The sequence below is a fragment of the Mycobacterium sp. genome (assembly GCF_965230835.1).
In the GTDB taxonomy this organism is placed as follows: domain Bacteria; phylum Actinomycetota; class Actinomycetes; order Mycobacteriales; family Mycobacteriaceae; genus Mycobacterium.
The window spans coordinates 141,414-155,365 of record NZ_CBDDLW010000002.1 but is presented as its reverse complement, the minus strand read 5'-3'; the positions used below and the strand labels follow the sequence as shown (position 1 = coordinate 155,365).

12 protein-coding genes are annotated in these 13,952 nt (G+C 59.8%); 7 read left to right on the top strand and 5 right to left on the bottom strand.

Annotated features, from left to right (window positions below; genetic code table 11):
- Positions 1-41 precede the first annotated feature (41 nt).
- Complete coding sequence (locus tag ACO07W_RS01230; RefSeq protein ID WP_421840175.1) at positions 42-1,328, top strand: serine hydrolase domain-containing protein; 1,287 nt, start codon at positions 42-44, stop codon at positions 1,326-1,328.
- 19 nt (positions 1,329-1,347) lie between these two features.
- Here the strand turns inward: ACO07W_RS01230 and ACO07W_RS01225 are convergent, their stop codons facing one another.
- Positions 1,348-1,560: a dodecin gene (locus tag ACO07W_RS01225; protein WP_421840174.1), complete on the bottom strand. Its 213-nt coding sequence runs from the start codon at positions 1,558-1,560 to the stop codon at positions 1,348-1,350.
- 240 nt (positions 1,561-1,800) lie between these two features.
- On the opposite strand from ACO07W_RS01225, the gene ACO07W_RS01220 reads away from it, so the two are divergent.
- Positions 1,801-4,026 carry a PE-PPE domain-containing protein gene (locus ACO07W_RS01220; RefSeq protein WP_421845749.1) on the top strand — a complete coding sequence of 742 codons (2,226 nt, stop codon included), beginning with the start codon at positions 1,801-1,803 and terminating at the stop codon, positions 4,024-4,026.
- A gap of 71 nt (positions 4,027-4,097) precedes the next feature.
- Positions 4,098-4,766: a TylF/MycF/NovP-related O-methyltransferase gene (locus tag ACO07W_RS01215; RefSeq protein ID WP_421840173.1), complete on the top strand. Its 669-nt coding sequence runs from the start codon at positions 4,098-4,100 to the stop codon at positions 4,764-4,766.
- Between the two features lie 82 nt (positions 4,767-4,848).
- Here ACO07W_RS01215 and ACO07W_RS01210 read toward each other — a convergent pair whose 3' ends face one another.
- From ACO07W_RS01210 to ACO07W_RS01195, 4 genes are all read right to left on the bottom strand, one after another.
- Positions 4,849-5,550, bottom strand: coding sequence for a class I SAM-dependent methyltransferase (locus ACO07W_RS01210; protein ID WP_421840172.1), 702 nt, complete (start codon positions 5,548-5,550; stop codon positions 4,849-4,851).
- Between the two features lie 86 nt (positions 5,551-5,636).
- A complete protein-coding gene (locus tag ACO07W_RS01205) occupies positions 5,637-6,215 on the bottom strand; it encodes a class I SAM-dependent methyltransferase (protein WP_421840171.1) in 579 nt (192 codons plus the stop codon).
- A 122-nt stretch (positions 6,216-6,337) separates the two neighbouring features.
- Positions 6,338-7,504 (bottom strand): polysaccharide pyruvyl transferase family protein, encoded by a 1,167-nt coding sequence (locus tag ACO07W_RS01200; protein ID WP_421840170.1) that lies wholly within the window; start codon positions 7,502-7,504, stop codon positions 6,338-6,340.
- 262 nt (positions 7,505-7,766) lie between these two features.
- Positions 7,767-8,813, bottom strand: a complete 1,047-nt coding sequence (locus ACO07W_RS01195) for a glycosyltransferase family 2 protein (protein ID WP_421840169.1) — start codon at positions 8,811-8,813, stop codon at positions 7,767-7,769.
- A 689-nt stretch (positions 8,814-9,502) separates the two neighbouring features.
- Between ACO07W_RS01195 and ACO07W_RS01190 the strand changes: the two genes are divergently transcribed.
- From ACO07W_RS01190 to ACO07W_RS01175, 4 genes are all read left to right on the top strand, one after another.
- On the top strand, positions 9,503-10,288 hold the full coding sequence (locus ACO07W_RS01190) for a methyltransferase domain-containing protein (protein WP_421840168.1): 786 nt from the start codon (positions 9,503-9,505) through the stop codon (positions 10,286-10,288).
- A 175-nt stretch (positions 10,289-10,463) separates the two neighbouring features.
- Positions 10,464-11,354: a rhamnan synthesis F family protein gene (locus tag ACO07W_RS01185; RefSeq protein WP_421840167.1), complete on the top strand. Its 891-nt coding sequence runs from the start codon at positions 10,464-10,466 to the stop codon at positions 11,352-11,354.
- 115 nt (positions 11,355-11,469) lie between these two features.
- Positions 11,470-12,528: a rhamnan synthesis F family protein gene (locus tag ACO07W_RS01180; protein WP_421840166.1), complete on the top strand. Its 1,059-nt coding sequence runs from the start codon at positions 11,470-11,472 to the stop codon at positions 12,526-12,528.
- A 276-nt stretch (positions 12,529-12,804) separates the two neighbouring features.
- Positions 12,805-13,949 (top strand): IS3 family transposase gene (locus ACO07W_RS01175; RefSeq protein WP_421840069.1). Its coding sequence is split into 2 segments (ribosomal slippage): positions 12,805-13,072 and positions 13,072-13,949, totalling 1,146 coding nucleotides; the frame shifts between segments, so codons are not numbered across the junction.
- Positions 13,950-13,952: the final 3 nt, after the last annotated feature.

Here is a 13,952-nt window from a genome sequence, read left to right as displayed (position 1 = left end):
TTCGCCGCCGCGTTCTGTTAAGAGCAAGTAAATTTAATGCCATGAACATTGACGCCCAAGTCGATCGCAGTCGGGTGCTCGCGCATGACGGCCCGGGCGTGGGCCGTCGTGTCTCCGGTTCGGCGGACTCAAACTTTGCCTGTGTCGTCCGTAGCTTCTCCACAATGTTTCCGGCGCCCAGGTTCGGTGGTGGGGCGCTCGCGGTGTATCTCGACGGGGAACCGGTAGTCGACGTATGGAAAGGGTGGGCGGACCGGGACGGCGCGGTGCCATGGTCGGCGGACACCGCGCCTATGGTCTTCTCGGCAACCAAGGGATTGGCCGCCACTGTCATCCACCGGCTGGTTGATCGCGGGCTCATCGACTACGACGCTCCGGTTGCGGAGTATTGGCCGGATTTCGGAGTCAACGGTAAGGCTCACCTCACCGTGCGTGAGGTGATGAGTCACCGGGCCGGCTTATCCGGCTTGCGAGGTGCCACGTGGGAGGACTTGCTAGATCACGTTCTCATGGAGGAGCGGTTGGCGGCGGCAGCACCCGGACGTCTGCTGGGTAAACCCGCATACCACGCATTGACCTTTGGCTGGCTATTGTCCGGGCTGGCTAGAGCTGTCACCGGAAAAGGGATGCGCGAACTGATTCGTGAGGAGCTCGCCGAGCCGTTGGACACGGATGGCTTGCATTTGGGACGGCCTCCGGCCGAAGCGCCGACGTGGGTCGCCGAGGTGATCACGCCGCAGAAGATGGTCGGCAATCCGATGGTAAACGCTTTTGCTCATACGGTCGCTATGCAATTTTCCAGCGGATTCCGGTCTGTCTACTTCCCAGGTGTTATGGCGGCCGTCCAGGGGGATGTCCCCTTGCTGGACGGTGAGCTCCCGGCAGCCAACGGCGTCGTGACCGCCCGCGCGCTCGCGCGGATGTACGGCACAATCGCCAACAACGGCGAGATCGACGGCAGCCGGTTCCTGTCCCGAGAGCTGGTTGCCGGACTCGCGGGGGAGCGGTCGATTCGGGCGGATCGAAATCTATTTGTGCCGTTGCCTTTCCACCTGGGGTATCACAGTCTGCCGCTCGGCAACATGATGCCCGGCTTTGGTCATGTCGGAATGGGCGGTTCGGTTGGGTGGGCCGACCCAGCGACCGGAGTCGCCTTCGCTTTGGTACACAACCGGCTGCTGTCGCCGCTGTTCATGACCGATCATGCTGGTTTCGTTGGTATCTACGCATTGATCCGGCAGGCCGCCGAGCGAGCCCGCAAACGCGGATTTCAGTCGGTGGTCGATTATGGAGCGCCGTTCTGCGAGCCGGGAGCCGCGGCGGGCTGATTGTCAGGTGGGTTTTGGGCTACGAATCTTCGAGCCGGAATCCGACTTTCATGGTCACCTGAAAGTGTGCGACGGCGCCGCCCTCCAGATGGCCACGAATCGACTGCACCTCAAACCAGTCTAGGTCTCGCATGGTCTGCGCGGCGCGTGCCAGACCGCTGCGGATAGCGGCGTCAACTCCGTCGGGCGATGTTCCGACGATCTCGATCACGCGGTATGTATGGTTGCTCATCGCGTCTCCCATGTACCCGATCCGGCTAAGTTACCAGGATAGTCCCGTTCTTTTCGGTGGGGGACGAATACACGTGCGCTTTGCTAGCTCAACGCCTCCGGCGAGGCTTCGGCGTCATGCGTTTGGGCAAATGCCCAGGACACGGCGACGCACCGCGATACGATTGGCTCTTCGCGGGTGCGTCACCGGTCGCTCGCGTCGCGAAGTTATGCAAGTTATTGGGAGGTACCGGTGGCGTTTATGATCGCGACCCCGGATGTGCTGGGGAAGGCTGCCGCAGATTTAGCGGCTATCCGTTCGGCCATCATCGAGGCCAGTGCGGCGGCAGGTGCTATGACGCGGCAGGTAGAGGTTGCAGCCGCCGATGAGGTGTCTGCGGCTGCAGCTGCGTTTTTCGGCGCATACGCCTTGGAATATCAGACCCACAGCATGCGGGCGGTCGCGTTCCACGACAGCTTTGTGCAGGCGGTCAGTGCCAGCGCCGAAGCTTACGCCACCGCCGAAGCCGCTAGCGTGTCGTTGCTGCAGTCGGTACACACCGACGCGCTGAACGCCGTGAACGCGCATACCGAGGCTTTGATAGGGCGTCCTTTGATCGGCGACGGCGCCGACGGTGGAACCGTTGATGGTGTGGGCCAGCCAGGCGGGGCGGGCGGGATTCTGTTCGGTTCCGGCGGTGCCGGCGGTATCAGCACGAACGTCGGAGTTGCCGGTGGTGTTGGTGGAGCCGCTGGACTATTCGGCAATGGCGGCGCCGGAGGAACCGGCGGGCCCGGCGGCAACGGTGGACTCGGCGGCGACGCTGGACTGTTCGGGATCGGAGGTGTCGGCGGAACTGGTGGGGTGGGCAACGCCACCGCTCCGCCTGGAACCGGTGGTCCCGGTGGTCAAGGTGGGCTGTTGTACGGCATCGGTGGGACAGGTGGCACCGGTGGTGCGGCCGTAGACGCCAGCATCGGCTATGGCGGTCCCGGAGGGCTCGGTGGCAACGCCCGGCTGTTCGGCACCGGCGGTGCTGGCGGGGCCGGGGGAGTGAACACTGTCAACGCCAATGGTGTCGGCGGGCCGGGCGGAACTGGCGGCAACAGCGGCCTGCTTTACGGGGACGGCGGCGCCGGCGGCAAGGGCGGCGTCGGAGCGACCGCGGATGGGTCCGGTGGAGCTGGCGGAGCCGGCACCGGCGCCTTCGGCGGCGACCCCGGAATGGACGGAACTGGGGGCCCCGGCGATGTGTCTGTGCCGGGCGGCGGCGGTGACCCGATAGCGCTAATCATGGGTGGTACGGGCCTAGACGGCGGCACGCTTGACTCGGGGCTGCCTACTTCGGAGTTCTTTGAGGGTGTTGTCAGCCGATTCATCGACCCCGCGTTTTCAGGGTTCAATCCGATCGCCCTCGCTACTCCGCAGCAATCTGCACCGGATACTGGGCATTTCGACCTGAGTCTCGGCGGTTCGATCAGCGAAGGTCTGAAGGCGTTGGATATTGCGATCACGCAAACATACGCCGGACACGATCTTGTCGTTCTCGGTTTCTCGCAAAGCGCCACCATCGCGACACTAGAAATGAACGCGCTCGAAGAGGCCGGTCAGGTAGATCCGGCGTCGTTGCATTTCGTTCTGCTGGGCAATCCCAACAATCCGAACGGCGGCATATTGTCCCGGCAGTTCGGCATGCCGGATCTGCCGGACCTGTTCACGCCGACCAACCCGGATACCCCGTTCAGCACAGACATTTACACCATCGAATACGACGGGTTTGCTCATTTCCCGCGGTATCCGATCAACTTGCTGGCCGACGTCAACGCGGGCATGGGGATGGCCTACGCGCACCTGGGCTATGGGTCACTCACGCCTGAGCAACTCGCTAGCGCACAGCAATTACCCACATCGCCTGGGTATTACGAAAACGGCGGAATGACCGGCTACTACATGATTCCGAGCCAGACCCTGCCCCTGCTGGAGCCGCTAAACCAGCTTCAACAGGCCGTGCCGGTGCTCAAGCCGGTCATCGAGCCATTTATCGAATTGACGCAACCGACGTTGAAGTATCTGGTGGATTTGGGTTATGACGATCCCTATGCCTTGGGCACGTACGCAGACGTTGTCACTCCGGCTGGGCTGTTCCCGAACCTCGATCCCATCGATGTTCTGGTGGGTCTGGAGAAAGCCAACGTCGATGGCATTAATGCCGCGTTGGGATACTACGGGTTGCCACCTGTGGCTCAAGCCCAGTTACCCGTGCTCATGACGCAGCTGACACAGCTTGACCCGAATTTGGCGGAGCAATGGGGTCACGCTCGTGCCCAATTCTTCGAGACGGCCGGTAGTGACCTCAGCGCCTGGTTGGACAACGCGACCGATGGAGCCGCGCAGCAGCTGGTAAACACAGTCGGACTCAATACCGCTGCCTACACCAACCAGATTGCCAACCTGTCGTGGGATGACGACGAAATTTCAGGGCACTGAAGTACAGGCACACACTAGTGCAGCAGGGCGCGGTCGGGCGGCGGCCCGGGCTGGATACCTACACTCGTAGCATGCTGACAGAGTTTCGTAGCGCGTTGGCTGCCGGAGGCGTAGCGCGAAAAATCCGCAGGAGCCACTTGACCTATCTGAGCTACCAGAGACTCGCCAGCCTAAAACGCGCCGCTGAGGAAGTGCGTGCCGTTCGAGGCGCGGTCCTGGAGTGCGGTGTCGCCCTGGGGGGATCGGGAATTTTGCTTGCTTCCATTCTCAAAGACCGCGAATTTCACGGCTACGATGTGTTCGGCCAAATTCCTCCACCAGGTCCCGATGACCCATCCGAGGCACACGACCGGTATGCGGTGATCGTCTCAGGCCAGTCGGAGGGTCTGGCTGGGCAGACCTACTACGGATACATGGGTGATCTGGTGGGCCGGGTGTCGGATTCGTTCACCAGCTATGGTCTGCAGCCGCACCTGCACCAGGGGTTGTTCGAGCAGACTCTGCACCCCGAGTGGCCTATCGCCTTGGCTCATATCGATTGCGACTGGTTTGATCCCGTTAAAATCTCGTTGGAACGGATCACGCCGTGGCTGTCCCCGGGGGCGCGGGTCATCCTTGATGATTATTTCGTTTATGGCGGCGCCAAGAAAGCCACTGATGAACATCTACGCACCCATCCGGGATTCACGACCGTGCGAGAAGCCGGCCACCTGGTGCTGGGATATACACCGCAACCGTGAATTCAGCAATGATCCCGCAGCGCGGCGGGGCAGGTTCACGCCTAATGGGAACGTCCCCCAGCGGATGCGTGCGAGTGCGGGATTATTCTGCGCCAGGTGGTGTCGGTCCATCCGCAGAGGCGGCTCGAAGAACACAGCGGTAGTTCTTCGGCATGCCTCGATTTGTGATCTTGAATTTGGTATCTAGCAATCCAAACATCAAAGAAAAGACAAAGCAGACGAACCGAACCGGAAGCCACACTGCTGGCAAGCTGTTACTGGCCATCATCAGCTGATAGCTGATCGTGCCGTAGTAACCTTCCAACCATTCAAGTGACTCCACTGTGAAACCGGCCTCGGCGGCCATTCGCCGCCACGCGAACTGCGTATACCGACAGAAGTCATAGGGTGTCTCGTGTTCTTCATAGAAAAGCGGCGCACTGAGCCATGCTTGCCCATCGGGCTTCAGCACGCGCCTAATTTCACGAAGAACAGCGATCGGGTCGGGGACGTGCTCCAAAACCTGGCTGCAGAGTACGAGATCGTACGTTTCGTCAGCCATGGGCAGTTCTTCTAGCCGACAGGTGTAATCGAGGTGAGCGTATTGCTTGTCGACTGCGCCGAAGTCGGCCGTCTCGTATGTGACATGTTCAAAGTGGTGGCGGTAGGGCGCAATTCCAGCCCCGGCGTCTAGCACGCGGAATGACTTGCCGGAGCCGACTCGGCCGGCTTCTGCAATCCACCTGTCGAGGTGCCACCGTGAGGAACTGAAGCGCACCGGTAAAGCAAACGGGGGCCGTGCCACGGTGGAAGCCTATATTTCGAACGCGCCAGTAGCCACCGCGACCCGCGGCCGGCAAGGGTAAGGAGAGTGTCGCACCGCCCGCAACTTCAGCGGGGTTGCGCGAATACGAACAATCGATTGCCGATGCAACTCTCGACCGAGACTCGCTGGTAGCCTCGTTCTTCGAAGAGCGATCGAAGCTCGTCTTCACGGTAGTTATTCATCCAGCCAGCCCGAAGTCGGGTGAGTGTTTCCCGGGCACCGCGCAGCGAACGGTGATTGCACTCGACGCATACGTACGAGACCACGCACATTGGGACCTGTTTTGCTAGCCAATCAAGCACTGATGGCACATCGCGCAGGTATTCGAGTACTCCGAGTATTGCGGCAACGTCGTAAACGTCTGCCCCGAGATCTGGGAGCGGTCTCTCGTTGAGGTTGCACACCAAGGTTCCTGGGCCTCGGTCAACGATATCGGATGGCGTGTAGGTACATGACGGGTCAAGGGCCTGCTCGAGGTTTCTGTTGCCTGCCCCGAACTCAATGACCCGACTCCGGCTTGGTACAAGTTCGGCGGCCCTGCTAGTTCGCGGCTTCCATGACGCCTCGAAGTTGCTGTGGTCCGACCAGCGCCGATAATCGGTCTTTTGCAAAATGGTGGCGATTTCCCTCAGCACGGCGCGCATCCTGCTTCGAGAATCGCATCGTAGCGCTGAGTATTTCGATCGATAGTGGCCATCGCTCCCAAACCTCGCCTGGTGGTGACTGACAAATAATTTTGCGCGGCACTCGCTCTGCTTCTTTCAGCTTAGGCCGCGGTCGCGTCCACGAGTGATTTAAACCGTGCATATATTTGATTTACCTGCGCGACTTGTGCTTTGGCCGCTGAGTGAATCTGATCGCGTTCGGATTCATCGGCCTGCCACGCGCGGTCAATAGCGCCAGCCAAATCTCGCTCGAAATCCGCCCCTGGTCGAACGATATGGCAACCGCCTGGGAACTGCGTGCTCAGGCCTTCAAATTTGAGGTCGTAATACCGTGAGTTGGTTACGCACACCGCCGGCACACCCGCAGCAAGGGCGAAAACAGCCGCGTGATAACTCGCCGTTACGACGACCCGGCAGCGCGCGGCGCGTTCGGCGAGCTCTTCGGGGCTAAGAATGTCGTCGGAATTGTGTAGCGACCCGTTGGGCGCATCGGTAGCTCTGCAGGTCTGTATTGCGTCCAAGTCGTAAGCGCTGTGGTAACGGGACACCGGCATAGGCAGGGTGGAGACGCCACGACATCGGCCAGAGTCCACGGCGACTGCGCCGGCTCGGCTGGCGACATTTCCATCGATCTCACTGTAGGGAGCTACCCGCATGTTCAGGCCAATATTCGTCCCGGTGGATGATCGTGTTGGGGCGGTGGCCACGAGCAGGGCGTCGTCGCCGGTTACCTGTATAAGCTGCTGGCCCACCCGACGCGCAGTAAGCATGGCGGCCGAACCCCGTCCTTCGCGCAGACCGACGACCAGTAGCCGTGGCATCACTCGCCTGACCATGCGGCTTAGCCGTGGATGGGTTAGCGGCCCAATTCCCTGGCTGAACATTGCAGTTGGTTTGCCAAGCTGCTGCGCCAGGCCCAGCAGGTTTAGCACCCGGACTCCATGCCACCAGAAAATGTCGTTGATGAACCCCCCGCCGCTGGACACGACGAGATCTGCTCGCCATAGAGCTGCGAGGAGCCGGCGCGGGTGGGAGCTGCGGCCGCAGCTGGCGGAACGACGTTGCGGGCGGGACTTGCGAGGGTCGAGGTCCGGGTTGACCGCGGTAGCGCCTGCACAGTACTGCTCAAGCCGTTCCGGCGAGCGCGTCAATACGTCGATATCGGCGTTGGGCCAGAGATTTTGAAGCTGGCTGACGCAGACCTGAAGCATCGCGACGTCACCGAGATTCAGCAGTTCGTATCCACTCTGATCCACCAGTATCCGCACTGCAATGTCCTCCTCGAGACGCCTTGGCGAGGCATGTCTGGTCCACTGTCGCTCAGCGCTTTTCGGCAGTCCTTCGGCAGCCTCCCTTAAATGCGGAGTCGAGGGGCATCTCGCAGCATCGGATGTCGATTCATTGCTCTGACACCAATGGCCTCCGCACCGGAACTAGCTTCTTGCGCCTGAAGTAATGAGCAGCCTAGCGGCTTGCCTCGCTGCATGATTGAGAATTGCTGGGTGTGCGTTACCCAAGATCGTCGCACGCCTAGTCAGCGTTGCCTTGTGGCGCTATGCCACGCTTGATCTTTCTCAGCTGGCGTCTGAACCGGAGCGAATGGACATCCACGTTGCCCCTCCAGTCCGACGTTTCGGCCGAGATTTTGTTTTTGAGTCGCCGCCAGGGCGTCTGAGCCCATTGGTACCGCAGAGCAACCATGGCCAACCGTGGGTGTTGTGTCATCACGTCGAGGAGGGCGGCGCGCCCCTGCGGGCCCGGCACTCGGCCGATCTGGCGCAGGATCTCGCCAGTGTGCTCGCCGAAAATCTGCTCGCGCACCAGGTCATCGGACAACAGGTCGATCATCACATCGAACGTCGCCGCGTGCCCAGGGCCATGCTTTAACCAGAATTTTGCCGGATCGACGAGCGCGTCGTAGAACATGCCCTCGGGATGGCGGCGATAGACGGCCATCGTCTCTGGCAGCATCGCGATGTCGCCGTGGACCGCGTGCAGCAGGTGCAGGTAGTAGTCGAAACACGCGCCGGCAGCCGGGACGTCATCGTAGCGCGGGAGGGTGCGGTACATGACCGATACGTTTTGGATGAAGTTTCGTCTGAGTAGTCCCTCCACGCTGAGGTTGAGACGCCAGCGGGCCGGCGGGAACTGGTAGTCGTCAGCGCGGCCGCCTTCCCAGGTAACTCGCACCGGGTGGAAGCAGATTGCGGTGTTCGGATGTCGGTCGAGAAAAGCCACTTGCTTGCTCAGCTTCATCGGATCGGTCCAGTAGTCGTCTCCCTCGCACCATGCGAGGTACTGTCCGCGAGCAGCTGACATGGCGGTGATGAGGTTGGTCTTGTAGCCGAGGTTCTGCGGCCTGAAGATCGGGCGGAACAGGTGTGGGTGGCGTTCGGTGTACTCCCGGATGATTGCAGGCGTGGAATCCGTCGACGCGTCGTCGGCGACGATTACCTCCACGGGGAAGTCGGTCTGCTGGGCGACAAAGCCGTCGAAAGTTTTGCGGACGTAGTCCTCCTGGTTATAGGTGGTCGATACGACACTCACCTTCGGAGTGTTCGCGGTCTTTTCGGTCACTGCAGCTCCCCTCTTGCCCGGCGGCATGGACTCGTACGGCGTCGTGGGCCACGTTTTGGTGGACCGGCTGCGAGATGATCCCGCGAGCCGACCTGCGTCGTGGTGGCCAAAACTGCGTCTTGGGGCACTATGGAAAGCGCCGCGGCTGGGTTGTTGTCAGCCGACGTGCGCAGCACGCCCGCGAAGCATAGCGATGGGGTGTCAGTCGCGGGCTGGAATCGCACATCAGCATCGCTGCCGGGCGTTGGTCCGGTAGCCCGGTGCGAGAGTGTCCTTAGACGGTTACCCGCGGCGCTTGACGAATATTGGGTCAAATCACGGAATTTTTGCCACGACAGCTTGCGTAATCTGCGAAACTTTGTGCGACGGGAAGGCCTCGGTTTCAACAGCCGGAGCCCTTTCGTCGAGAACTCGGGAAGTAGGCAACGGAACTTGCCCTGGATGTGCCAAGGAGTGCGGTCGTGACCGATCGAGCAGCGGCTCGTGGCGGTAACCGTGCAATTGGCGCGCAACTATGCGGGGAGTGAATTTAATATGACGGATATGCAGATTTAGGCGGCGGGCGACCGCCCGGCAGAGGCGGAATTATAGAAACGGCGTTCGTATCGTCAACGACATGCGTCATGCAACCGTCCAAGCTGTATGTGATTGATCTCTTAAATCATTGTTTTTGATCGAAAAGGAAGAAAATGCGGCAGTCCATCAAGGAGCGCGGATCCAAGTCGGCGATCGATTTGTTTTACGCACTGAAGTATGCGCCATTTAGATTGCGTATTCGTCAACAGTATCAGTTGGCTGTCGAAAACAAATACGGCATAGAGGTCGGCGGACCGAGCGCGCTCTTTAAAACCGTTCTGCCGCTCTATCCAGTTGTTGGGGGATTGGATGGCGTCAACTTCTCCACCGATACCGTGTGGGAGGGCAGGATCAAAGCCGGTGACAGCTTCAACTACTACTATAGGAAGTCGGGCCACCAGTTTATTTCCGAGGCTACTGATCTAAGTGAGATCGCAAGCGCACAATATGATTTCCTGCTGTCGTCGAACTGTCTGGAGCATGTAGCTAATCCCATAAAAGCTCTTATCGAATGGAAAAGAGTAGTCAAGGATGGTGGCGTGTTGGTACTCGTTCTTCCGAACAAAGAGAGCAATTTCGACCACCGGCGTCCGTTCACGAAGTTTAATCATTTATTGGAAGATTTCGCGCATGACGTCAAGGAGGATGACCTTACGCATCTTGACGAAATACTGGCGCTCCACGACCTGCCGAGAGATCCGCCTGCCGGTGACTTAGAGCATTTTAGAAAACGAAGCCTGAACAATTTTCATAACCGAACTCTTCACCATCATGTCTTTGATGTTCAGCTAATCGGTGAATTGCTGAACTATGTTGGATTCGAAATTGTGGACATGACTACCACCAAAACCGACTTCTTCGCGCTAGCCACGAAGAACCATGAGGCTGGCCTCGCTTGAGATCATGTACCGAACAATTGAGTTCACTCGCGCCCTGCTGATCAGATTGCGCAGCGAATCTGAGCGCAGCTCCTATCGGGCTGCGATGCGTTACCGGCGGGACGGGGATGCGTTGGGTTTTGTTTGCGAAACCCATCAGGAGCTGATGCCGCGGCCTCCGTCGGGTCGGCGCACGTTGGTTCTGTTCGCGCACTTCGATGCCCAGGGTGTGGTGGATCCTTACGTGGCGTATTACCTGAGGGCGCTGTATGGGCTGGGGGCGACCATTATTTTCGTCTCTGGTTCACCGACGTTGACGCCGGAGTCGGTGGCTCTGATCCGCGAATTCTGTGCCGGAATTTATACTCGTCGCACGCTTTCGCTCGACTTCGGCTCGTGGCATCTGGCTTGGTGCATTTTGCGGCAGCATGGCTGGTCGCTTGATCAGTTCGACCGGTTGGTGATCGCCAACGACAGCGTTTATGGTCCGCTGTTTCCCATTGAAGAGATGTGGAGTTCGTTCCATGATGCTGACATGTACGGTGCTATCGAGAGCACCGAGTTGCTGACTTCGCACCTACAGTCCTTTTTCTTAGCGTGGGACCTCAACTCGCGCACCCGCCCCTTCCTCAACGACTTCTGGAACGGATTCCAATACATCGTCGACAAACTTCTCCTCATCCGTCGATACGAGCTCGGCCTATCCACGCGTGCGCGTGAAGCGGGCTTGCGCCTCAAACCATTCGCATCCGTTGACACCGTCAAACAAACCTATGGGCTGTCTCTGTCGCACCAACGGGCCGCCAGGTGGTCCAAGAGAGGAGGCGTGAATAACACCATCTACTACTGGGACGGTCTGATCGAGCATCTCCGGTTCCCGTTCCTGAAGGCAAGCTTGCCGCGCTACAACACACCGTGGCAGGAGTCGGTAGCGCACCTACCTGAGTTCATCGAGCAGCAAACCCCGTACCCTTACAGCCTTATTCAAGCGAATTTGGACAGGCTCGGTCTCGGGGAGGCCAGCTGGGCCAGACCGGGCCCGACCGCCTTGCGAATCCGAACGTGGCTGGAGGCCCACAACGTGTGATGGCAACTCAATTCGGCGCTTGCGCATACGCGTGCCCTAGCGGATTGACGCGCAGGGAGATTTCTGAGGTACGTAGCATCTGGGCAGCGGCATTCAGCCGATCCGTGGGGGAATGGTGAAATTCCGAGACGTGCTGCGTAGCGAGTCCGAGCGTACTTTGGCTGCGATGCGTTACCGGCGGGACGGGGATGCGTTGGGTTTTGTTTGCGAAACCCATCAGGAGCTGATGCCGCGGCCTCCGTCGGGTCGGCGCACGTTGGTTCTGTTCGCGCACTTCGATGCCCAGGGTGTGGTGGATCCTTACGTGGCGTATTACCTGAGGGCGCTGTATGGGCTGGGGGCGACCATTATTTTCGTCTCTGGTTCACCGACGTTGACGCCGGAGTCGGTGGCTCTGATTCGCGAATTCTGTGCCGGAATTTATACTCGTCGCACGCTTTCGCTCGACTTCGGCTCGTGGCATCTGGCTTGGTGCATTTTGCGGCAGCATGGCTGGTCGCTTGATCAGTTCGACCGGTTGGTGATCGCCAACGACAGCGTTTATGGTCCGCTGTTTCCCATTGAAGAGATGTGGAGTTCGTTCCATGATGCTGACATGTACGGTGCTATCGAGAGCACCGAGTTGCTGACTTCGCACCTACAGTCCTTTTTCTTAGCGTGGGACCTCAACTCGCGCACCCGCCCCTTCCTCAACGACTTCTGGAACGGATTCCAATACGTGGTCCATAAGCGCCTTCTAATCTGGAACTACGAAGTCGGCCTATCGAAGCGTGCCCGCAGAGCGGGTCTTAGCATCAAACCGTTTGTTTCGGCGGGAACTATCAAAGAAACCTATCGGCGCTCGCCGCAGCATCAGTGGGCCAGCAGGTTCTCCGGTGTATCCCTCAACAACACCATTTACTTCTGGGACGGCCTGATCGAGCATCTGCGGTTTCCTTTTCTCAAGACTGTCTTGCCGCGTTACAACACACCTTGGCACCAGGCCATGGCGAACCTGCCCGAGTTCCTCGCGCAGCACACGTCTTATCCCTACGAACTCATCGAATCCAACCTGGCGCGGCTCGGATGCGGAGAGAGCGCCTGGGTAAAGCCAGCGCGTCGCACAGTCTTGGCGGATCGGCTCGTCGACGCAATCTTGGATCTGAATCAAGAGCTGCGCAGTCGCCGGCCGTGAGCTGCACCGCTGCGGGTCCTTTGGCAACAATGGAAGGAAAGGACTCAGCTATTCACCTGGCCGCTGAATATCGCTGTCCGTTGATTGGAGGCAGCGGTGGTCAGAACTGGCCGCAGTTGGGTGTGCTGGGAAGTCCGTTGAATCGGTCAGCGATCCATTGCATTCCGCGCTCACCATCGACAAACAACGCTAGTGCGTGTGGCGTGTTCCCCGTGAATGAGTCCAGCTTGTTTTAGAGTCTCGTGGCCCTAAACGTGGGCTGGAAGGGACAAGGAAATGGCTGGTCGTAAGAGGTATGCCGCCGAAGACATTGTGCGCAAGCTGCGCCGAGCTGATGAGCTGGCCGCCGGCGGCAGCTCCGGTGAGCAGATCGCTGCCGAGCTGGGGGTATCGGCGGCCACCCTGTACAACTGGCGCCGAGCCTACGGGGGAATGGATCTCGATGCGGCCCGCGAGCTCAAGGAACTGCGCGAGCAAAACGGGCGGCTCAAACGGCTGTTGGCCGAGGCCGAGCTCGTCAAAGACGCCCTACGTGAGGTGGCCAAGGGAAAATTTTGAGCCCAGCCGCCAAACGCCGCGCCGTGGACATGCTCACAGAAGTCAAGGGCATCTCAGAACGGTTGGCGTGCCAAGCGGTTGGGCTGGCCCGCTCAACCTACCGACGTGTCCGTATCGACCAGACCCCGGCGGACCCGGATGCCGATCTGCGGGCCTGGCTGCGTTCCTACGCCCGCAAACACCCCTGTCACGGGTTTCGCCGTGCGTGGTCGGCGTTGCGCTACGACGAGCATCACCAGGTCAACAAGAAGAAGATCCACCGGCTGTGGCGCCAAGAGGGACTGCAAGTCGCCGTCCGCTCCCCACGCAAACGTGGTGGTGTGCCCTCAGTGCCGCCGATCATCGCCGATGCCCCCAAGGTGGTGTGGGCGCTGGATTTTCAGTTTGACTCCACTATCGACGGCAGGTCGGTCAAGATCGCCTCGATGCTCGATGAGCACACTCGCGAGTCGCTGCTGGACATGACCGCACGCTCCATCACCGCCGAGGCGCTGGTCGACGAGCTCGAGCGAGTGTTCACCACTGCCGGGGGTCCGCCCACGGTGCTGCGCATGGACAACGGGCCGGAGCTGATTTCTCAAGCGTTGCAGCAGTTTTGCGACGGAAAAGTCGGGCTGACCTATATCCCCCCAGGTCAGCCCTGGAAAAACCCCTACATTGAATCCTTTAACAGCCGCTTACGAAAGGAGTGTCTGAACCGCAACTACTGGACTGACCTGCTCGAAGCCAAGGTGGTGATCAGCGATTTCAAACACGAGCACAACCACCGCCACCGCCACTCATCGCTGGGTTATCGCACTCCGGCCGAATACGCTGCCCAATGCAGCCACACCCATCACCCCATAGCCTGCGACATCAACTAAAAT

What these genes read in the sequence shown, in the direction of transcription:
- ACO07W_RS01205 (WP_421840171.1), bottom strand. Translation starts at nt 6,215, where the DNA reads ATGCGCGCCGTGCTGAGGGAAATCGCCACCATTTTGCAAAAGACCGAT.
- ACO07W_RS01190 (WP_421840168.1), top strand. Translation starts at nt 9,503, where the DNA reads ATGCGGCAGTCCATCAAGGAGCGCGGATCCAAGTCGGCGATCGATTTG.
- ACO07W_RS01230 (WP_421840175.1), top strand. Translation starts at nt 42, where the DNA reads ATGAACATTGACGCCCAAGTCGATCGCAGTCGGGTGCTCGCGCATGAC.
- ACO07W_RS01215 (WP_421840173.1), top strand. Translation starts at nt 4,098, where the DNA reads ATGCTGACAGAGTTTCGTAGCGCGTTGGCTGCCGGAGGCGTAGCGCGA.
- ACO07W_RS01220 (WP_421845749.1), top strand. Translation starts at nt 1,801, where the DNA reads ATGATCGCGACCCCGGATGTGCTGGGGAAGGCTGCCGCAGATTTAGCG.
- ACO07W_RS01225 (WP_421840174.1), bottom strand. Translation starts at nt 1,560, where the DNA reads ATGAGCAACCATACATACCGCGTGATCGAGATCGTCGGAACATCGCCC.